Here is a 19,014-nt window from a genome sequence, read left to right on the forward strand (position 1 = left end):
GAAGTTGCCCAGCTGCTCGCTGGTGAGGGCGCCGATCTGCCGCGTGCTGAAGCCGGCGAAGCCGCTCAGCGCCGAGATTTGCTGGCTGCCCAGCGCGCGGATCTGCTCGCTGTTGAGGGCGCGCACCTCGGCCGTGGTCAGGGCGGCGATCTGGGCGGTGCCCAGGGCGGCGATTTGGTCGGTGCTCAGCTTGCCGATCTGCAGCGTGCGCAGGCCGGGCAGGTCGCGCGTCTCGATCGCCACGATGTGGTCGGTGTTGAGCGCCATCAGCGCCGCCGAGCTGAGCGCGCGCAGCTGGGCGCTGCCCATGGCGACGATCTGGTCGGTGGTCAGGGCGTGGGCCTGGTCGCTGCCCAGCGCGGCGATCTGGCCGGTCCTCAGGCCGGCCAGGTCGGCCGTGCCCAGCGTGGCGATCTGGTCGGTGGTGAGGGCGGCGACCTGGCGCGTGGTCAGCGTGGTCAGCGTCAGCGCGTCGAGCTGGCTGCTGCTCAGCGCGGCGACCTGGTCGGTGGTCAACGCCACCGTCTCGGCCGAGGTCAGCGCCGCCGTCTGGGTGGTGCTGAGGGCGGCGATCTGGTCGGTGCTGAGCTTGTTGATCTGGCTCGGCAGCAGGGCGGCGATGTCGCGCGTCTCGATGAAGCCGATCTGGTCGGTGGTGAGGGCGGCGACGGTGTCGCTGTTGAGGGCGCGGAACTGCGCCGTGCCCAGCGCGACGATGTGGTCGCTGCCCAGCGCCTGCACCTGGTCGGAGGTCAGCGCGCCGAGCTGGCTGGCGGCCAGGCTGGCCAGGCTGCGCGTGGTCAACTGGGCGATCTGGTCGGTGGTGAAGGAGGCGATCTGGCGCGAGGACATGCCGTTCAGCGTGGCCATCGCGGCGATCTGGGCGCTGGTGAGCACGCTGATCTGCTCGGTCAGCAGGGCGCCGATGGCCTTGCTCGACAGGGCGGTGAATTGCTTCGTGCTCAGCGACGTCAAATGTGCGCTGTCGAGCGCCACCACCTGGGCCGTGCCGAGGGCGGCGACGTCGCGCGTTTCGATGTAGGCGAGCTGGTCGGTGGTCAGCAGGTTCAGCGCGGCCGTCGTCAGCGCGGCGTACTGGGCGGTGCCCAGCGCGACCAGTTGGTCGCTGCCCAGCGCCACCATGGCGTCGGCGTTGAGGGCGGCCAGTTGGGCGCTGCTCAGGGCGGCGACGTCGCGCGTTTCCAGCGTGGCCACCTGGTCGGTGCTGAGCGAGGCGACCTGCAGCGTGGTCAGCGCCGCCAGCGACAGCCAGCCGGCGATCTGCTCGCTGTTCAACGCGGCCAGCTGGTCGGGCCGCAGCGCCGCCTGGGCCGCGCTGTTCATCGCCGCCATCTGGGCGGTGCGCAGGGCGGCGACCTGGTTGACGTCGAGCGCGGCGATCTGGCGCGAGCCGAGCAGGGCGAAGTCGCGCGTCTCCAGCGCCGCCACCTGGTCGGTGGTCAACAGGGCCAGGATGGTGGTGCTCAGCGCGCCGACCTGGTCGCTGCCCAGGGAGACGATCTGGTCGGTGGTGAAGGCGTTCAGCTGGTAGTCCTGCAGCGCGCCGAGCTGGCGGCTGCTCAGCGCGGCCACGTCGCGCGTCTCCAGGCTGGCGATCTGCTGGGTCAGCAGGGCGGAGACCTGCAGCGTGCTGAGCGAGACCAGCGAGCCCAGCGCGGCGATCTGGTCGCTGCTCAGCAGGGGGATCTGGTCGACGCTCAGGCCGGCCATGGCGGTGCTGCGCAGGCCTTCATTTGCGTGGTGCTCAGGGCGGCGACCTGGTCGGCGTTGAGGACGCCGACCTGGGCGCTGCTGAGCACGGCGATGTCGCGCGTCTCGATGGCGGCCACCTGGTCGGTGCTGAGCAGGGCCAGGCTGTCGCTCGACAGGCCGGCGATCTGGGCGGTGTTCAGGCCGACCATCTGGTCGGTCGACAGCGCGGCGAACTGGACGGCGGTGAGGGCGTTGACCTGGCCGCTGGTCAGGGTGGCCAGCGTGGCGGTGGCCAGCGAGGCGATTTGTTCGGTCAGCAGGGCGGCGACGGCGGCGCTGTTGAGGGCGCGCAGCTGGCCGCTGGCCAGCGCGGCCAGCTGGTCGCTGCCCAGGCCGGCGGCCTGGTCGGCGCCCAGCGCGCCCATTTGCAGCGTGCTGAGGGCGCGCAGCTCGGTGCTGCTGAGGGCGGCGACCTGCTGCGACTGCAGCGAGGCCAGCTGGTCGCTGCGCAGCGCGCGCATGGCGGCCGTGCTCAGCACGCCCACCTGGTCGGTGCTCAGGGCGGCGCTCTGGCCGGTGGTCAGCAGGGCGATCTGGCGCGTTGTCAGCGAGACGATCTGGTCGGTGGTGAAGGCGGCCACGTCCTCGGTGTCCATGGCGCGCAGCTGCTGGGAGCCGAGCACGCGCAGCTGGGCGGTGCTCAAGTAGGCGATCTGGTCGGTGGTGAAGGCCTGCATGTCCTCCGTCGTCAGCAGGGCGACCTGGTCGGTGCGCAGGGCGATGATCTGGTCGGAGGTGAAGGCTGATACGATCGAGGTCATGCGCGGTTCTCCCTGTGGCCTCCATGATACGCTGATAATTGCCTCATGGAAACCAAGTCTACGTGTTTCGGCTATTGAATTTCCCTATCGGCCGGCGCGCGGCGCTGGTCGAAGCGGCAAGCTTGCCCTCTCCGACCAGGTGCGCGGCATCAGCCGGGTGCGTTCTATGCCGTCCAAAAACAGTTGTTGCAGCGGCGTGGCCAGGTAGGGGAGCGACATGGCCAACACCAGCAGGCCGACGCCCAGCGTGATCGGGAAACCGATCCCGAACAGGTTGAGCGCCGGCGCCGCGCGGGTCAAAATGCCCAGCGCGACGTTGGTGATCAGCAGCGCCGCCACGATGGGCAGCGACAACTGGACACCGGTACTGAAAATCTTGCCGCCCCAGTCGGCCAGCTGCTTGAAGCCGCCGCCGTACAAGGGCTGGGCCGACACCGGCAGGCTGCTGAAGCTTTCCACCAGCGCCGACAGCAGCACCAGGTGGGTATTGCTGGCCAGGAAGGCCATCGTCGCCACCAGCGCGAGGAACTGGCTGATCGCCGACGAGCGCCCCTGGGTGTTGGGATCGAAGAAGGTGGCGAAACCCAGGCCCATGGTCAGGCTGCCGATCTCGCCGGCCATTTCGACGGCGGCGAAGACGATGCGCATCGAAAAGCCCATCGCCAGGCCGATCAGCGCCTCCTGCAGCAGGATCAGCAGGCCGGCCAGCGACAGCGGGTCGGCGCCCGGCAGGGCCGGCACGGTCGGCGCGACGATCAGCGCCAGCAGCACGCCCAGCGCGACCTTGACGGTGACCGGCACGCTGCCGTTGCCGAACAGCGGCGCGGCGGCGATCAGGCCGAGGATGCGCGTGAGCGGCCACAGCAATGCCGCGATCCATAGGTTGATATCGGCAGTGGAGAGCGTAATCATGAGCCCCCGTTACAATTTAGTTGCGTTACCGCAAGCATCTAGCCGACCAGGCCCGGAATGCCGCCGAACACCTCGCGCATATAGTCGAGCATCACCGACAGCATCCACGGCCCGGCCACCACCAACGCGACGAAGATGCCGACCAGTTTGGGGATGAAGGACAGGGTGCTTTCGTTGATCTGGGTGGCGGCCTGGAAGATGCTCACCACCAGGCCGATCACCAGCGCCACCAGCAACATCGGCGCGGCCACCATCAGCGTGATCTCCATCGCGTGGCGGCCCATCGTCATGACGCTTTCCGGGGTCATCGCGCGCTCCTAGTAGAAACTCTGCGACAGCGAGCCGAGCAGCAGCTGCCAGCCGTCGACCAGGACGAACAGCATCAGCTTGAAGGGCAGCGAAATGACCGCCGGCGACATCATCATCATGCCCATCGACATCAGCACCGAGGCCACCACCATGTCGATGATGAGGAAGGGGATGAAGATGGCGAAGCCGATCTGGAAGGCGGTCTTGAGCTCGCTGGTGACGAAGGCGGGGATCAGGATGCGCAGCGGCACGTCCTCCGGCCCCTGCAGCGCCGGGCTGCGCGAGATCTTGACGAACAGCGCCAGGTCGGCCTGGCGGGTCTGCTTCATCATGAAGGTTTTTAATGGGGCGACGCCTTTTTCCATCGCCACGCTCATGGTGATCTTGTTTTCCTGCAAAGGCAGGTAGGCCTCGGTGTAGATCTTGTCGAACACCGGGCCCATGACGAACAGGGTCAGGAACAGGGCCAGGCCGACCATCACCTGGTTGGGCGGCGCCGACTGCGTGCCGATCGCCTGGCGCAGCAGCGAGAGCACGATGATGATGCGGGTGAAGCTGGTCATCATCAGCAGCGCGGCCGGCAGGAAGGACAGCGCCGTCATCAGCAGCAGGGTCTGGATCGGCAGCGTGTAGTTGGTGCCGCCGCCGGCCGCCGGCACGCTGTTGAACGCCGGAATGCCCGGCTCGGCCATCGCCCACAGCGGCAGGGCCAGGGCGGCCAGCGCGAGTAAGCACTTACCAATCGTGCCGGCCGCAGGGGATGGAGCCCAACGGGCGGACGACTTATTTACCATTGCGCTTTTCTATCGTTTGTTTGAACCACTCGGCGAAATTGGCCCCGGCCAGGCCCGGCTGGGGATGGGCGGCGATCTCGTCCTGCTGCTGGCGCGGCATGGTGGCCAGCGCGTTCATGCGGCCCGGCGAGGCGCCGACGACGATCCACTGTTCGCCGACCTCGACGACCAGGATGCGCTCGCGCGTGCCGACGCTGAGCGAACCGACCAGGCGCACGGCGCTGCTGCTGCCCATCGATTTCGGGCCGTAGCGCTTGAGCAGCCAGGCCAGGCCGACCAGCAGGGCCAGCACGAAGGCCAGCGCCAGCGTGGTCTGCAGCAGGCTGCCGGCCGAGGACGGGGAGGACGGGGAGGACGAGGCGGACGGCAGCGCCTGGGCGGCGGCCGGCAGCGCCGTGGCCGGCAGCACCATGGCCGAGCCGGCCTTGGCGGCGGCCGCCGGCTCGCCGGCGCCGGCAAGGGCCGGGACGGCGCCGCCGGCCGGCGGCGCCATAGTGGCGGACTGTGCCGTTGAGGCGGCCGCGACGGCCGGCGCGCTGGCCGACAGCGCCGCCGCGGCGGCCGGGGCCGGGGCGATGGTGCCGGAGGCGCTGTGCTGGGCCGAGGCCGGCAACGCGGCGGCGGCCAGCAGCAATGTGGTGAAAAGAACAGCAGGTTTCATTTATTCAGTTTTCGAATGCGTTCGGACGGCGTGATGATGTCGGTCAGGCGGATACCGAACTTGTCGTTGACCACCACCACCTCGCCCTGGGCGATCAGGCAGCCGTTGACCAGCACGTCCATCGGCTCGCCGGCCAGGCCGTCGAGCTCGACCACCGAGCCCTGCGCCAACTGCAGCAGGTTCTTGATGGCGATCTTGGTGCGGCCCAGCTCCACCGTCAGCTGGACCGGGATGTCGAGGATGAAGTCGATGTCGTTGTGCGTCTCGGTCTTGCTGCCCTGGTTGGAGAAGTCCTTGAACACGGCGGCGCTGGCGGCCTGGCTCTGCAGCGCGTCGGCTTCCGCCTTGGCCTGCTCGGCGATGGCCGCGCCCCAATCGTCATCCATGCTTTGGTCGTCTTGATTGTCGGACATGTTTCTCTCCTGTGTGGCGCGTCGCGGCGCCGGGGGCGCCGCCGTTATGTTCTGTTATTTGCTGAGGTTGTCGGTGTTGGCCAGCAGCTTCTCGACCTTCAGCGCGTATTGTCCATTCAACACGCCGTAGCTGCAATCCATCACCGGCACGCCGTCGACGGTGGCCGAGATCATCTCCGGGATGGTCAGCGGAATGATGTCGCCGACCCGCATGTTGAGGATGTCGTCGAAGTTGACCTTGGCCGTGCCCAGCGTGGCCAGCAACTCGACCTCGGCGATCTGGATCTGCTGGGTCATCAGGCGGATCCAGCGCTTGTCCACCTCGAGCGCCTCGCCCTGCAGGCTGGAGGTGAGCGAGTCGCGGATCGGCTCGATCATCGAGTAGGGCATGCAGAAGTGGATCTGGCCCGAGACGGAGCCCAGCTCGACGGTGAAGGTCGACGCCACCACCACCTCGTTGGGCGTGGCGATGTTGGCGAACTGGGTGTTCATCTCGGAGCGGATGTATTCGAACTCGACCGGGAAGACTGGCTCCCACGACTTGGTGTAGGCCTCGAAGACGATGTCGAGGATGCGCAGGATGATGCGCTGCTCGGTCTGGGTGAAGTCGCGCCCCTCGACACGGGTGTGGAAGCGGCCGTCGCCGCCGAACAGGTTGTCGACCAGCAGGAACACCAGGCCCGGGTCGAACACCATCAGGGCGGTGCCGCGCAGCGGCTTCATGTGCACCAGGTTGAGGTTGGTCGGCACCACCAGATTGCGGATGAACTCGCTGTACTTGGACACCCGCACCGAGCCGACCGACACCTCGGCGCTGCGGCGCAGGAAGTTGAACAGGCCGACCCGCAACAAGCGGGCGAAGCGCTCGTTGATGATCTCCAACGTCGGCATCCGGCCGCGCACGATGCGCTCCTGGGTCGCCAGGTTGTAGGTTCTGACCCCCGCGACGTCTTCCGGCGCCTGCGCGTCGTCCTGATCGCCGTTGACACCCTTCAAGAGGGCATCGACTTCTTCCTGGGAGAGAAAATTATCGGCCATGATGTCTTACTGGATGATGAAGGAAGTGTACAACACGTCGCTCACGTCCTGCTGCGCGCCGCGTTCCTCGAACGGCTTCCTGGCCTGTTCGATGATTTCGTCGCTGAGTTGCTTCTTGCCCTCGGGGGTGTTGATCTCGTTGGCGTGCTTGCCCGACAACAGCAACAGCATGCGGCTGCGCACCTTCGGCATATTGTTCTTGATCAGTTCGACCTCCTCCAGCCCGGACACCTGCAGCGTGAACGACAGTTGCAGATACTGGTCGGTGCCGTCTTCGCCCGGTTGCAGGTTGACGGTGAACGGCTCGATCGGCACGAACACCGGCGGGCCGGACTTGGACGCCTCCTTGTGCTTGGGCTTGGCGGGCGCCTCGTCGCCGGACTTGCCGTGCATGAAGAACCAGGCCGCGCCGCCGCCGCCGCCCAGCAGGACCAGCACGCCGGCGATGATGATGATCAAGAGTTTTTTCTTGCCACCAGCCGGTGCCGCGTCCGCTTTTGCATCAGCTTTCATTTTTGGATTCGCTTTCAAAGGTACCCCTGCAAGGTGCGTCAATGGATCATGACGCCATTATGTCATTATCGGCAAAGCGTGCGCAGCTGGATCGGTGGAAAAGAGGGGGGAACAGGGCGTATCTCGACGTTTCCATAGCGAAACAGGCAACAAACGCCGGGACGCGCTGGAAAACGCGGAAACGGGGAGGGAGGGGGGGGGCGTTCGGCGAGGCGCCCCGGGGTCGCGAAAACTACCCAACGGCAACGAACCAGGGTCAGACCCTCAGGGTCTGACCCTCGATTTTGCCGCTGGGGTTTGCTTGGCGCCAGTAGGCTGCGCCGCCGGCCGCCGGCCGCCGGCCGCCTCAGGCGAAGGTGTCGACCGCGCCGGCCGGCAGGCGCCGCGCCGGCGCGCGCACCGCCGCGTCGGCGTCGGCGCCGGGGCGGCCGGCGCCGTCATTGCCGTTGCCGCCGCGTCCGCCCCGGCCGCCGTTCTGCGCCGAGGCCGCCTGCTGCTGGAAGCCGGGCTGCTGGCCCGAGGTGTCGGCCGAGACGGTGGCGTTGCCCAGCGTGATGCCGGCCTCGCTCATCATCTCGCGCAGCTTCGGCATGGCGTCCTCGAGCGCCTGGCGCACCTCCGGCTGGGCCGAGGTGAAGGCGGCGTTGGCCTGGTCGTTCGACACGCTCAGCACCACCTGCAGCGGGCCGAGGTCCGGCGGGTTCAGGCTCAGCGAGGCGCTCTGCTCGCCGCCGGCGGCCATGAAGATGATCTTCTGCCCCAGCTGCTGGTCCCAGGCGGGGCTGCCGACCCGGCCGTTGAGCTTGTCCGTCGGCACGGCCGAGGCGGCCTTGGCGATGTCCTGCGCGGCGGACGCGGCCGGCGCCTGGACGGCGTGCGGCTCGGCCGGCGCGGCGCCTTCGCGCGCCGCCGCCAGGGTCTCGGCGCGGGCCTCGGTGGCGGCGGGCAGGCCGAGCGGGGCGGCATCGGCCTGCGGCCGGCTTTGCGCCGCCTGGAGCGCGGCGTTGTCGGCCGGCTGGGCGCGGGTTTCGATCTTGTTGATGGTGTCGGCCTCGGCCTTGGCCCCGGCCTTGGCCCCGGCCCCGGGGGCGGCGGCGCGCGTCGCGTCGGCCAGCGCGGCGGCCAGCGCGTCGCCGTCCGCGGCGCTCGGCAGCGCGCTTGGCGCGGCCGGCGCGGCGGCCGGTGTGGCGCGTTTGAGTTCGCCAGTGGCGCCCGGCGTGGCGCTGGCCAGCGCGGCCGCCGCCGTGGCGGCGTCGCCCGGCTTGGCCTCGGCCGCGCTGGCCGCCGCGTTCGCTTGTGCGATCAAGGCCTTGAAGCCTGCCTGCTCAGCCGCTGCCGCGTCGGCCGCCGCCGCGTTGGCCTCGGCCGCGTCGGCGGCCGGCTTGGCGCTGGTCGCCCCGGCCGTCAGCGCGGCCGAGGCCAGCGCCTGTCCGGCGGCGGCGTCGGCCAATGTCTTGGCGTCGACGGCGGCGCCGTTGCCGCCGCCGCCAGCCAGCGGCGCGGCGGGCGCGGTGGCGGCGGGCGCCGCCGGCTGGTTGAAGGCGGCCACCAGGGCCAGCATGTCGGCCACCGGGCCGTCGAGCGCGTCGCGGGCGTCGCTGGCGTCGGCCGCGTCGTCCTTGTCGGTGGATGTTTGCGCCGTCGCCGTGCCGCTGGCGACGGGCAGTTCGGACTTGCCGCCCGGCCGGCAGTCGTTGCCGCCGTTGTCGGCGGCGCGGTTGGCCGAGGCGTCCTTCGGCGCCGCCTGCTGGTTCGGCTGCTTGATCGGCGTGGCCGGCTTGGCGCCGGTTTGGCCGGCGGCCGGTTTGGCGGCCGGCCGCGCCGGCGCCTCGGCGCCGCGCTGCGCCTGGCGCTGCTCGATCTCGCGCGACAGGGCGCGCTGGAACTGGTTGTCCTGGCCGCCGGCGTTGAAGCTGACCTTGGGCGGCGCCGACGCCGTGCTGGCGTTGAGGGTCGGGAGTTGCAGAGGAGCAGTTTGCATGGTGGCGCCGTTTTCAGTGGTGCGCGGCGCTGTGCCGCCGCGCTGGGTTGCCGCCGAGCCGGGCTCAGCGTTTGTAATAAGCTTGTCGTGCCGCGTGTTCGTCCATCTGTTTCTGGTCGCGCTTGGCCTCCAGCTTGAGCGCTTCGAGCGCCGCGCGCTTGCTCAGCGTGGTGTAGGACATGCGCTTGCGCTCGCTGGCCTGCCACGCCGCCTTCTCCTGCCCGGCGCGGTGCTCGGCGTGCTTGATCACCTCCTGCTGGCCGGTGATGGCGTTGTCGAGCTTGCCCATGAAGGCCTGGAAGTTGCGGTAGGCCATGGGCGTGATGCCGGCGGCCTGGGCCGCCTCGAAGCGCTTGGCGTACTCGTCGCGGTAGCCGATCAACATCTGGTGTTTCTGCTTGGCGTCGGCCACCGCCGCCAGCGCCGCGCCGAGCCGCTTGGCGGCGTCGTCGGTTTCCCGCTGCGCCAGTTCAATCAGGGTGTTGAGTTGGGATTGGGAGGCCATGGTGATCCATTATAGGCAGGGCGGGGCGGCGCCCATCACTCGAATAGAGAGGTAAGTTGGCTCAAGCTCTCGCCCATGCCGACCCGTTCGGTGATTTGTTGTTGCAGGAATTGTTCGATGCGCTCGTGCAGCTCGATGGCCTTGTCGAGCACCGGGTCGCTGCCCGGGCTGTAGGCGCCGACGGCGATCAGGTCGCGGCTGCGCTCGTAGCGCGAGTACAACTGCTTGAGCATGCGGGCGCGCTGCTGGTGCTCGGGCGAGGTGATCGAGTGCATCGCCCGGCTGATCGACTGTTCGATGTCGATGGCCGGGTAGTGGCCGGCCTCGGCCAGGCGGCGGTTGAGCACGATGTGGCCGTCCAGGATGGCGCGCGCCGAGTCGGCGATCGGGTCCTGCTGGTCGTCGCCCTCGGTCAGCACGGTGTAGAAGGCGGTGATCGAGCCGCCGCCCTCCTCGCCGTTGCCGGCCCGCTCGACCAGGATCGGCAGCTTGGCGAACACCGACGGCGGATAGCCCTTGGTGGCCGGCGGCTCGCCGATGGCCAGGGCGATCTCGCGCTGCGCCATGGCGTAGCGGGTCAGCGAGTCCATGATCAGCAGCACATTCTGGCCCTGGTCGCGGAAGTGCTCGGCGATCGCCGTGGCGTAGGCGGCGCCCTGCAGGCGCATCAACGGCGGCGTGTCGGCCGGCGCCGCCACCACCACCGAGCGGGCCAGGCCCTCCTCGCCGAGGATCTGTTCGATGAACTCCTTGACCTCGCGGCCGCGTTCGCCGATCAGGCCGACGACGATCACGTCGGCCTCGGTGTAGCGCGCCATCATGCCCAGCAGCACGCTCTTGCCGACGCCGGAGCCGGCGAACAGGCCCATCCGTTGGCCCCGGCCCACCGTCAGCATGGTGTTGATCGAGCGCACGCCGACGTCGAGCGTGTCGACGATGGGGGCGCGGCCCAGCGGGTTGGCCGGGCGCACGTTGATCGGCGCGCTGTCGCCCGGCAGCAGCGGGCCGAGCTTGTCGAGCGGGCGGCCGGCGCCGTCGAGCACGCGGCCAAGCAGCTGGGCGCCGACCGGCAGGTGGCGCGCCCGGTCGCTGGGCCGCCGCCGCGGGTGCGGCACGCTGCCCGGACGCGGGATGGTCGGTTCGACCGGGAACACGCGGGTGCCCGGCACCACGCCCTCGACGTCGCTCTGCGGCATGAGGAACAGGCGCTCGCCCTCGAAGCCGACCACCTCGGCCTCGATCTTGCCGCCGTTGGGCAGCGGCACGGTGCAGGCGGCGCCCACCGCCAAGCGCAGGCCGACCGCCTCCATCACCAGGCCGGCGACGCGGGTCACCCGGCCCGACACCTGCATCGGCTCGACGAAGCCGAGCACGGCGGCGCAGTCGGCCAGGTGGGCCTGCCAGCGGGCGGCGTGCGGATTGGCGGGGGAGGGGGTGTCGCTCATGGGGTTGATTCTGGGCTGAGGTTGTGCTGAGGTTGTGCTGAGGTTGGGCTGCTATCGGGGCGCCGCTTGGCGGGCGGCGTTGGCGCGGGCGGCGCCGGCTCAGTCCAGCCAGTCGTCGCTCTTGCCCAGCGCGTGGGTCAGGCGCTGCCAGCGGGCGGCGGCCTGGGCGTCGATCTGGTTGCTGGCGGTGTCGACCTTGCAGCCGCCACGGCCGATCTGGCCGTCCTCGACGACGCGCCAACCGCCCTTGTCGAGCTCCTCGCCGATGCCGGCGCGCACCAGCGGGGCGTCCTCCGGGTTCAGCATCAACAGCGCCGGCTGCTGCAACACCGGCAGGTATTCGATCGCCTCGCGCACGATCGGCAGCACCAGCTCGGGCTTGACGCGCAGCGCGTTCTTCAGCATGCCCTTGGCCAGTTGCAGGGCCAGCTCGAGCACCTCGTTGGCGATCAGCTGGTCGGCCTCGCGCAGCGACTCGCTGAAGTTGAGGGCCAGCGCGCGCAGGTGCTCGAGCTCCCCGGCGGCGGCGATCTTGCCGTCGGCCAGGGCGTCGGCGTGGCCGGCGGCGTGGCCCTCCTGGTAGCCGTCCAGGCGGGCCTGCTCGCGGATGGCGTCGACCTCCTCCTGGCTGGGATGCTCGGGCGGCGGCGGCGCCGGCGGGCCGAACTCGGCCGCCTCCTGCTCGGCGATGGCGGCGCGGATCTCGGTCTCCTGCTGCTCGAAGGCGGCGATGGCGGCCCGTTCGATCTCGACCTGTTGGGCGTCGCGCGCCGCCAGCACGCTGGGGCGCTCGTCGCCGAAGGAGGTCATCTCCCAGCGCTGGTAGGCCGACTGCTGCTCTTTTGGGATATTAGACAAACGAATCCTCGCCTTTGCCGCCTAGCACGATCTGGCCCTCGTCGGCGAGGCGCCGGACGATCTGCAAAATCTGCTTCTGTTGGGTTTCCACCTCGGACAGGCGCACCGGCCCTTCGATTCGAGGTTAGTCGCGCATCATCTCGCTGGCGCGCGCCGACATGTTGCGGAAGATCTTGTCGCGCAGCTCCTGCGAGGCGCCCTTCAGCGCGATGATCAGCATTTCCGACTGCACCTCGCGCAGCAGCAGCTGGATGCCGCGGTCGTCGATGTCGATCACGTTGTCGAAGACGAACATCTCGTCCATGATCTTCTGCGCCATGTCGTTGTCGTAGTTCTTGATGTTGTCCATCACCGAACCCTCTTGCTCGCCGCTCATGAAGTTGAGGATCTCGGCCGCCGCGCGCACGCCGCCGAGCGAGGATTTCTTGATGTTCTCGTTGCCCGACAGGAGCTTGGTGAGCACGTCGTTGAGCTCGCGCAGCGCGGCCGGCTGCACGCCGTCCAGGGTGGCGATGCGCAGCACCACGTCGTTGCGCAGGCGGTCGGTGAAGTGGCCGAGGATCTCGCAGGCCTGGTCGCGCTCGAGGTGGACCAGGATGGTGGCGATGATCTGCGGGTGCTCGTTGCGGATCAGCTCGGACACCGACTGCGAGTCCATCCACTTCAGGCTCTCGATGCCGGAGGCGTCCTTGCCGCCCAGGATGCGCGACAGCAGCACCGAGGCCTTGTCGTCGCCCAGCGCCTTGGTCAGCACCTGGCGGATGTACTCGTCCGAGTCGAGGCCGACGGTCGAGTTCATCTCCGTCTGGGTGCGGAAGTCCTCCAGCACCTGCACCACCTGCTCGTGGGCGATGCCCTTCATGGTGGCCATCGCCGCGCCCAGCTTGAGCACCTCGCGCGGGCCGAGGAACTTCATCACCTCGGAGGCCTCGGTCTCGCCCATCGCCAGCATCAGGATGGCGGCCTTTTGCAGTCCAGTATTCTCAGTCATTTGTGCCTATCCATGCTTTGATCACCTGCGCCACCACGCGCGGGCTAGTCGTTGGCCAGTTTCTTGGCCAGCGCCAGGTTTTCGCGGTAGCCGCGCGCCGTGCTTTCCTCCATCTGCTTGAGCTCCTCTTCGGCGATCAGCTCGTGGTCGATGAAGTCCTCCGGCTCCGGTTCGGGCTCGTCGGGCACCGGCGGCGGCGCGTTCAGGTCGTCGATCTTCTTGAGCACCGGCCGCATCATCGGCCGCACGATGCGCAGCAGGATGTAGAGCAGGATCAGGGCGGTGATGAGGAACTTGGCCAGGTCCTTGGCCATCGGCAGGTTGGCCGGGTCGCGCCACCATTCCAGCACCGGCTCGAAGGGCCGGTCGACGCCGTCGAACGGCGAGTTGGCCACGCTGACGGCGTCGCCACGGTCCTGGCTGTAGCCCATCGCCTGCTTGACCAGGTCGTTGATCTTGACCATCTCCTCGGCCGTGTAGGGCTTGACGCTGACCTTGCCGCTCTTGTCGACGATGCGGCGGTAGTTGACCACCACCGCCACCGTCAGGCGGCGCAGGCCGCCCATGCCGCGCTGCTCGTAGCGCACCGTCTTGTCGACCTCGTAGTTGGTGGTCGACTCCTTGTGGCGCGGGCTGTCGCCGCCGGCCAGGGTGCTGTTGGCCGGCACGCCGGGCGCGCCGGGCACGGCGCCGGGGGCGGCCGCCGTCAGCGGCGCCGTGGCGGTGCCCGGCGGCTGGTTCGACAGGGCGCCCGGGATGCCGGACGGATTGGTGTTGGCGTTGCCGCCCGTTTCGCTGGTCTGCTGGCTGCGGATCGACGAGGCGGCCGGCGGCGAGTTCGGCTTGTAGGTCTCGGCGGCCTGCTCGACCTGGGAGAAGTCGACGTCGGCGCGCGCCTCGGCGCGCACATTGCCCTCGCCGACGATGGGGATGATGATCGACTCGACCTGCTTGATGACCTGCAGCTGCATCTCCTTGACGTACTTGAGCTGGGTCTCGTCCATGTTCTTGGCGTTGGCGCCGGCGCTGCCGTTCTTGTTCAGGTCGGAGATCAGGTTGCCGGCCTGGTCGACCACGGTGACGTTGGCCGGCAGCAGCTCGGGCACGCTGGAGGCGACCAGGTGGATGATGGCGCTGGTCTGCTGCGGGTCGAGCACGCGGTTGGGGTGCAGGTTGAGCAGCACCGAGGCGGTGGGTTTTTGCTGGTCGCGCACGAACACGGACGGCTTGGGCAGCGCCAGGTGGACGCGCGCCGCGTCGACGGCGGCCAGCGACTGGATCGAGCGGGCCAGCTCGCCCTCGAGGGCGCGCTGGTAGTTGACCTGTTCGAGGAACTGCGACACGCCCAGCTTCTGGTTCTCCATCAGCTCGAAGCCGACGTTGCCGCCCTTGGGCAGGCCCTGCGCCGCCAGTTTCAGGCGGATGTCGTGCACCTGCTCGGTGGGCACCAGGATGGCGCTGCCGCTGTCGGAGAACTTGTGCTTGACGTTGAGCTTGTCGAGCTCGGCGGTGATGGCGCCGCCGTCGCGGTCGGTGAAGTTGGAGAACAGCACGCCGTACTCGGGCGGCTTGTTCCACAGCCACAGCGCCAGGCCGACGGCGAGCAGGGCGGCCACGCCCAGGCCGCGCAGGAAGTTCTTGCCCATCGGCGTTTGGATGAAGGGCACTTTCGCCGCCTGCTCGGCCTCGGGGCCGGGCACTGCTGGGTCGATGTCGAGTTCTTCGGCTACTGCCATGGTCGGATTCCGCGTGCTTGGGTGTGGGTTGGCTTGCTTGGCGCGCCCATGTCCGGCGAGGGCATGGGCCAATACAGCACATTATCGGCCGCCCGGGCGCCGCCCCATCGCCGAAACAGACCCCGTTTACGGTCCTGCTCGGCGCAGCGGACGGCGCCGCTTTTGTTATTCTGACACTCTGACAGCGCAAGTGTGTCGCCATTGTAACGCCGGCGCTGGACCCGTGCGGCGGAATTTGTTCCGTTGCAGCAACGAATTGGAGTCGAGAATGAGAACAGGTGGAATCGATAGTAGCCAGATCCAGGCGATGATCGCGCAGTTGAAGGCCCACGCGACGCGGCCGCAGGCGACGCCGCCGGTGGTGCCGACCGAGCCGACGGTGGCCAAGGTCAACTTCGCCGACGCGCTGAAGAACTCGCTGGACGCGGTCAACGCCAGCCAGGTCAAGGCCGGCGCCATGGGCAAGCAGTTCTCCTCGGGCGACGACAGCGTCAGCCTGTCGGACGTGATGGTGTCGATGCAGAAGGCCAGCATCAACTTCCAGGCCACGGTGCAGGTGCGCAACAAGCTGGTGACGGCCTACCACGAGATCATGAACATGCAGGTGTAGTCGGGAAGGCGGCGCGGCGTCGAGGGTCAGACCCTAGGGTCTGACCCTGGCTCTTTACCCCTGGCCCTACTCCCCTGGCTGTCTGACACGACCGGCGCCGCCGCCAGGCCCGCCGGATTTTTTTCGTCCGCGTTTTCGTCCGCGCCGGGGGCTCAGCCCAGGCCGGCGATGCGGGCGTTGCGCTCGCGTTCGAGCCTGGTGATGTAGCGCTGCACCTGGGCCAGCATGGGGCGGGCGATGTCGACGAAGGCGCAGCCGAGGCGGCGGTTGGACTTGTTGTTGAGCAGGGTCAGGTCGATCGAGTTGCGGATCTGCAGCGAGGTGGCCACCGTGCCGATCTCCGGCAGGTCAATGCGGCAGTCCAGGTAGTTCTTGCCGATGGTGTCGCCCAGCAGCAGCTTGTTGTCCATGATGGCGATGCCGCCGCAGCTGATGTCGGTCAGCGGGAAGGGGTGGCTGCCGCCGCCCAGCTCGGCCGGCAGCGGCACGATGACGCGCACCGGGTTGCTCAGCGGCGTGTTCATGCGGTAGTACTCGCGCCGTTGCAGGCGGATCAGCGTGGCCGGCAGGGCGATGCGCAGCGCCGGGTTGCCCTCGTGGAAGCACAGTTCGACCTTCTCGGCGGAGAACAGGATGCGGATCTTGTCGAGCGTGGTCTCGAAGGTGATGTTGCTGGCGCCGACGATGCGCTGGTTCTGTTCGCGGTCGACCGAGGCGTCGAGGATCACCGCGTTGTGCTCGGGCTGCACGTCGAGGATGGTGGTGACGCAAACGTCGGCCTCGCCGCGCAGCAGCATGCGGATCAGCTGGTTCTTCTCGCCGATGCCGCGCAGCAGGGCGGTGATCTCCCGGCGCGACTCGATTTCGAAATCGTGCCAGTTTTCCAGTTCCGCGTCGTGAATATGTGGGTGCATGCAAGCCAGTCGCTTAAGTCGGTTAAATGTCTGTGTCTGAGGCCGGTGCGGCGCCGGGCGCGCTGTTGAACACCGGGTTCAAGTAGCGCAGTTCGGGCGCGTCGGGCTTCTCCGGGGTGTTGCTCGGCTCGGCGGCCGCGGCCGCCGGCTCGCCCGAGGGCGCCGCCGGCAAGGGCGCGCCCGACTTCTTCGCCGCTTCAATATGATATAGCCAGGCCAGCAGTTCCGCAATCGTGCGGTACAGCGTGGGCGGGATCTGTTGGTCCAGGTCGATCTCCATCAGCAGCGACACCAACTCCTTCGACTCGTGGATGAACACGCCGTGCTCGTTGGCCACGTCGATGATCTGCTCGGCCATCAGGCCGCGCCCCTTGGCCACCACCTTCGGCGCCGGCGCCCCGCTCAGGTAGGCCAGCGCCACCGCCTGTTGCAGCGGGCGGCGCGGCGTGTCGTCAGCCGTCATGCTGGTCCCCGGCGCGGATGGTCAGCGAGGACAGCGGCGAACCGGCCGCCGCCATGGCGCTTTCGAGCCGCTCGGCATAGGCGCGCAGGGTGCCGGCCGACTCCTCGCTGGCGGTCTGCACTTGGATCTGGATCTGGCCGCCGACCACCGTCACGCTGGCCTCGACCTGGCCCAGCAGGGGGAAGCGGAAACGCACGCCGCTGCGCCAGACCTGCTCCGGCGCGGCGCCGTCGTCCTGGCCGCCGGACTGCTGGCCTTGTTCGCGCTGTTCGCGCTGGATGTGCCATTGCATGGGCTGGCCGGGCCAGGCATCGCCCTGCCATTGCACGCGGGCATGCTCCTGGCTGTGCAACTGCTGGTTGACCATTTGCGCCGCCGCCAAGTCGGGGCCGGCGTTGGCGGCGCGCGCGGCCGTCTCGGCGCCGCCCTGCGCCAGTCCCTGCGCCAGCCGCTGCATTTGCGGCTCGCGCATCAGCTCGGGCAGGGTGCGCTGGCCCTTGACCCATTCGGCGACGTGGGATTCATAGAACAGGCCGCTGTTGGCGATGGTCTCGCGCAGCGTCTGCGCCAGCTGCTCGGGCAGCGGCGCGCCGCTGGCCACCAGGGCGGCGCGGCCGACCAGGCCGGCCGACGCGCCGGCCACGCTGTTGGCCGTGCCCAGCACGCTGGTGAGCACGCGCGCCGTCTGGCTCAGTGTGGCCGGCTCGGTGCCGGCGTCGAGTTCGGGTAGGTCGGCCGCCGGCGTCAGCGGCGCGCGGCCCAGCAGGGTGGCGGCCAGGCTGCGGGCCGGGCGGGCGGCGGCCGGCGCGGCGGCAGCCGGCAGGCCGGCCGCCAGCAGGGTCGCGCTGGCGCTGGCGTTGGCCGTGGCCAGGGCGGCGGCCGGATTGACTGCGGAGTTCGGTGCGGCGCCGGCGGGCGGCGGGAGCGTCGCGCCGGCCGGCGCGGCCGCCGGCGTGGCGCCGCTCGGGAGGGGCGGCGGCGTGGCGGCGCCCGGCAAGGCGGCGCCGGCGCTCGTGCCCGGCGTGGTGCCCGGCGGCGTCGCCGGGGCGCCGCCGGCCGCCGCGCCGCCCGGCAGCGCCGGCTGGCCGGCCGGATTGGCGCCGGCCGGCGGGCGCGGCGTGGCGCCGGGCGGGGTGTGGTTTTCCTGCGAGGGCAGCGGGACGCCCGGGCCGCCGGCCTCGCCGCCGGCCGGCGCGCGGCCGGGCGGCGGCTGGGCGTACACCAGCGCGGCCTGGCCGCCCTGGGCGTGTTCGCCGCCGAACTGGAACACCGGCCGCGGCTGGGCGGCCAGCAGCGTCAGCGACACCTCGGCGCCGACCTGCACGCCGGCCGGCAACTGCATGCGCGCGGCGTTGCCGGCCACCCGCACCAAATAGCTGCCGTCCTTGTACTGCGACAGCACGTGGCCCTGCAAGGACTGGCCCACCAGGGTTTGCAGCGAGCGCTGGAACTCCTCCTGGCGGCCTTCGCCGGCCGGCACCAGCGGGGTGACGGGCGAGACCGGGCCGGCCGGCGTCACCAGCGCGTCGATGCGCGGCAGCATGGCGCCGCTTAGACGCCGCCGTAGGCGTCGGCCAGGCGCCGCTCGGCGCCGGTGTTGTTGATCAGCGCGGACAACTGGGCCATCCACGGCATGGTCAGGTCGCGGATCTGGCGGTCGGCCGTCAGCATCTGGCGGATCAGTTCGATCTTGCGCTCGCGCTCGGCGCCCTGCATGGGCGCGCGCGGCTCCTGTTCGGTCAGCAGTTGCAGCTGGGCTGTGCATTGCTCCTCGAGCAAGACCAGGCCGTCCCAGTCGTTGCCCCGGGCGGCGGCCAGCATTTGTTCGGTCAATTGCGCCATGGCGCCGTACACGTTCAGCACTTGTTGGTTGTTCATCATGGGTCAGGCGCTCGCGAGAGTGGTGGGAAGGGGCTGTTTGCCGGTCACGGCCGGGGTGTCGCCGATGGCGTTCCAGGCGTCGCGCAGTTCGGTCAGCAGGCGCCGCACCTCCTCGACGATGCCGGTGTCGTTCTTCAGGTTGGCCGTCAGCAGGCGCGCGCTCATGTACTCGTAGAGCGAGTCGAGGCCCTCGGCGATCTCGCCGCCGGCTTTTTTGTCGAGCGAGGCGCGCAGGCCGCTGTCGATGATCATGATGGCCTTCGAGATCGACTTGCCCTTGGCCTCGATGTCGTTGCCGCGCATGCCCAGCAGGGCCTGGTTGAGGGCCACCACGGCGCCGTCGAACAGCATGACGATCAGCTTGTGCGGGCTGGCGGCGACGACGCCGGTTTCCATGCCCACCTTGGCATAGGCGTTGACGCCGGTTTGTCGGGATCCGAACATTGTTGGTCTCCT

General features: G+C 69.3%; 17 protein-coding genes and 4 pseudogenes. 1 reads left to right on the forward strand and 20 read right to left on the reverse strand.

The window, feature by feature from the left end; all coding sequences use genetic code 11:
• Positions 1–108 precede the first annotated feature (108 nt).
• From QC826_RS05415 to fliF, 15 genes and pseudogenes are all read right to left on the reverse strand, one after another.
• Positions 109–1,731 (reverse strand): annotated as a pseudogene (locus QC826_RS05415) (iron-regulated protein frpC); the annotation flags it as partial.
• Entirely contained in the window at positions 1,719–2,534 is an 816-nt protein-coding gene (locus tag QC826_RS05420; RefSeq protein ID WP_279764717.1) for a hypothetical protein, read from the reverse strand. The pseudogene QC826_RS05415 and the gene QC826_RS05420, both read right to left, overlap by 13 nt.
• An 84-nt stretch (positions 2,535–2,618) precedes the next feature.
• A complete protein-coding gene (fliR, locus tag QC826_RS05425; RefSeq protein ID WP_279764719.1) occupies positions 2,619–3,446 on the reverse strand; it encodes a flagellar biosynthetic protein FliR in 828 nt (275 codons plus the stop codon).
• A 38-nt stretch (positions 3,447–3,484) separates the two neighbouring features.
• The gene (gene fliQ, locus QC826_RS05430; RefSeq protein ID WP_093384504.1) at positions 3,485–3,754 is read right to left on the reverse strand and encodes a flagellar biosynthesis protein FliQ; all 270 of its coding nucleotides are present in this window, start codon (positions 3,752–3,754) and stop codon (positions 3,485–3,487) included.
• Positions 3,755–3,763: 9 nt separating this feature from the next.
• Positions 3,764–4,549: a flagellar type III secretion system pore protein FliP gene (gene fliP, locus QC826_RS05435; RefSeq protein WP_279764720.1), complete on the reverse strand. Its 786-nt coding sequence runs from the start codon at positions 4,547–4,549 to the stop codon at positions 3,764–3,766.
• Positions 4,539–5,210, reverse strand: a complete 672-nt coding sequence (fliO, locus tag QC826_RS05440) for a flagellar biosynthetic protein FliO (protein ID WP_279764721.1) — start codon at positions 5,208–5,210, stop codon at positions 4,539–4,541. The genes fliP and fliO overlap by 11 nt, the downstream gene beginning before the upstream one ends.
• Entirely contained in the window at positions 5,207–5,623 is a 417-nt protein-coding gene (fliN, locus tag QC826_RS05445; RefSeq protein ID WP_093384499.1) for a flagellar motor switch protein FliN, read from the reverse strand. Before fliN ends, fliO begins: the two co-directional genes overlap by 4 nt.
• A 54-nt stretch (positions 5,624–5,677) precedes the next feature.
• Complete coding sequence (fliM, locus tag QC826_RS05450; RefSeq protein WP_093384496.1) at positions 5,678–6,661, reverse strand: flagellar motor switch protein FliM; 984 nt, start codon at positions 6,659–6,661, stop codon at positions 5,678–5,680.
• A gap of 6 nt (positions 6,662–6,667) precedes the next feature.
• Positions 6,668–7,174, reverse strand: a complete 507-nt coding sequence (fliL, locus tag QC826_RS05455) for a flagellar basal body-associated protein FliL (RefSeq protein WP_279764722.1) — start codon at positions 7,172–7,174, stop codon at positions 6,668–6,670.
• 346 nt (positions 7,175–7,520) lie between these two features.
• Positions 7,521–9,155, reverse strand: a complete 1,635-nt coding sequence (locus tag QC826_RS05460) for a flagellar hook-length control protein FliK (protein WP_279764723.1) — start codon at positions 9,153–9,155, stop codon at positions 7,521–7,523.
• A gap of 64 nt (positions 9,156–9,219) precedes the next feature.
• Positions 9,220–9,660 (reverse strand): flagellar export protein FliJ, encoded by a 441-nt coding sequence (gene fliJ / locus QC826_RS05465; protein WP_279764724.1) that lies wholly within the window; start codon positions 9,658–9,660, stop codon positions 9,220–9,222.
• A gap of 35 nt (positions 9,661–9,695) precedes the next feature.
• Positions 9,696–11,105, reverse strand: a complete 1,410-nt coding sequence (gene fliI, locus QC826_RS05470) for a flagellar protein export ATPase FliI (RefSeq protein ID WP_093384484.1) — start codon at positions 11,103–11,105, stop codon at positions 9,696–9,698.
• Between the two features lie 99 nt (positions 11,106–11,204).
• Positions 11,205–11,963 (reverse strand): flagellar assembly protein FliH, encoded by a 759-nt coding sequence (locus QC826_RS05475; RefSeq protein WP_279764725.1) that lies wholly within the window; start codon positions 11,961–11,963, stop codon positions 11,205–11,207.
• A pseudogene (gene fliG / locus QC826_RS05480) lies at positions 11,956–12,954 on the reverse strand (flagellar motor switch protein FliG). The gene QC826_RS05475 and the pseudogene fliG overlap by 8 nt, the downstream one beginning before the upstream one ends.
• Positions 12,947–14,690: pseudogene (gene fliF / locus QC826_RS05485) on the reverse strand (flagellar basal-body MS-ring/collar protein FliF). Before fliF ends, fliG begins: the two co-directional pseudogenes overlap by 8 nt.
• A gap of 268 nt (positions 14,691–14,958) precedes the next feature.
• On the opposite strand from fliF, the gene fliE reads away from it, so the two are divergent.
• The gene (gene fliE, locus QC826_RS05490) at positions 14,959–15,300 is read left to right on the forward strand and encodes a flagellar hook-basal body complex protein FliE (protein ID WP_279764726.1); all 342 of its coding nucleotides are present in this window, start codon (positions 14,959–14,961) and stop codon (positions 15,298–15,300) included.
• A 152-nt stretch (positions 15,301–15,452) separates the two neighbouring features.
• Here the strand turns inward: fliE and QC826_RS05495 are convergent, their stop codons facing one another.
• The 5 genes and pseudogenes from QC826_RS05495 to fliS all read right to left on the reverse strand — a co-directional run bounded on the left by QC826_RS05495 (position 15,453) and on the right by fliS (position 19,002).
• A complete protein-coding gene (locus QC826_RS05495; RefSeq protein ID WP_093384469.1) occupies positions 15,453–16,214 on the reverse strand; it encodes a flagellar brake protein in 762 nt (253 codons plus the stop codon).
• Between the two features lie 157 nt (positions 16,215–16,371).
• Positions 16,372–16,677 (reverse strand): annotated as a pseudogene (locus QC826_RS05500) (EscU/YscU/HrcU family type III secretion system export apparatus switch protein); the annotation flags it as partial.
• Complete coding sequence (locus QC826_RS31175; RefSeq protein ID WP_313872869.1) at positions 16,667–18,220, reverse strand: flagellar hook-length control protein FliK; 1,554 nt, start codon at positions 18,218–18,220, stop codon at positions 16,667–16,669. The pseudogene QC826_RS05500 and the gene QC826_RS31175, both read right to left, overlap by 11 nt.
• 8 nt (positions 18,221–18,228) lie before the next feature.
• A complete protein-coding gene (locus QC826_RS05510) occupies positions 18,229–18,558 on the reverse strand; it encodes a flagellar protein FliT (protein WP_279766396.1) in 330 nt (109 codons plus the stop codon).
• 3 nt (positions 18,559–18,561) lie between these two features.
• A complete protein-coding gene (gene fliS, locus QC826_RS05515; protein WP_279766397.1) occupies positions 18,562–19,002 on the reverse strand; it encodes a flagellar export chaperone FliS in 441 nt (146 codons plus the stop codon).
• Between the last annotated feature and the right edge of the window lie 12 nt (positions 19,003–19,014).

It is taken from the genome of Rugamonas sp. DEMB1, assembly GCF_029834475.1.
Lineage (GTDB): Bacteria > Pseudomonadota > Gammaproteobacteria > Burkholderiales > Burkholderiaceae_D > Rugamonas > Rugamonas rubra.

Excerpts from the sequence above, each read along its gene's own strand:
- QC826_RS05420 (WP_279764717.1), bottom strand. The coding sequence starts at position 2,534 with ATGACCTCGATCGTATCAGCCTTCACCTCCGACCAGATCATCGCCCTG.
- fliR (WP_279764719.1), bottom strand. The coding sequence starts at position 3,446 with ATGATTACGCTCTCCACTGCCGATATCAACCTATGGATCGCGGCATTG.
- fliQ (WP_093384504.1), bottom strand. The coding sequence starts at position 3,754 with ATGACCCCGGAAAGCGTCATGACGATGGGCCGCCACGCGATGGAGATC.
- fliP (WP_279764720.1), bottom strand. The coding sequence starts at position 4,549 with ATGGTAAATAAGTCGTCCGCCCGTTGGGCTCCATCCCCTGCGGCCGGC.
- fliO (WP_279764721.1), bottom strand. The coding sequence starts at position 5,210 with ATGAAACCTGCTGTTCTTTTCACCACATTGCTGCTGGCCGCCGCCGCG.
- fliN (WP_093384499.1), bottom strand. The coding sequence starts at position 5,623 with ATGTCCGACAATCAAGACGACCAAAGCATGGATGACGATTGGGGCGCG.
- fliM (WP_093384496.1), bottom strand. The coding sequence starts at position 6,661 with ATGGCCGATAATTTTCTCTCCCAGGAAGAAGTCGATGCCCTCTTGAAG.
- fliL (WP_279764722.1), bottom strand. The coding sequence starts at position 7,174 with ATGAAAGCTGATGCAAAAGCGGACGCGGCACCGGCTGGTGGCAAGAAA.
- QC826_RS05460 (WP_279764723.1), bottom strand. The coding sequence starts at position 9,155 with ATGCAAACTGCTCCTCTGCAACTCCCGACCCTCAACGCCAGCACGGCG.
- fliJ (WP_279764724.1), bottom strand. The coding sequence starts at position 9,660 with ATGGCCTCCCAATCCCAACTCAACACCCTGATTGAACTGGCGCAGCGG.
- fliI (WP_093384484.1), bottom strand. The coding sequence starts at position 11,105 with ATGAGCGACACCCCCTCCCCCGCCAATCCGCACGCCGCCCGCTGGCAG.
- fliE (WP_279764726.1), top strand. The coding sequence starts at position 14,959 with ATGAGAACAGGTGGAATCGATAGTAGCCAGATCCAGGCGATGATCGCG.
- QC826_RS05495 (WP_093384469.1), bottom strand. The coding sequence starts at position 16,214 with ATGCACCCACATATTCACGACGCGGAACTGGAAAACTGGCACGATTTC.
- QC826_RS31175 (WP_313872869.1), bottom strand. The coding sequence starts at position 18,220 with ATGCTGCCGCGCATCGACGCGCTGGTGACGCCGGCCGGCCCGGTCTCG.
- QC826_RS05510 (WP_279766396.1), bottom strand. The coding sequence starts at position 18,558 with ATGATGAACAACCAACAAGTGCTGAACGTGTACGGCGCCATGGCGCAA.
- fliS (WP_279766397.1), bottom strand. The coding sequence starts at position 19,002 with ATGTTCGGATCCCGACAAACCGGCGTCAACGCCTATGCCAAGGTGGGC.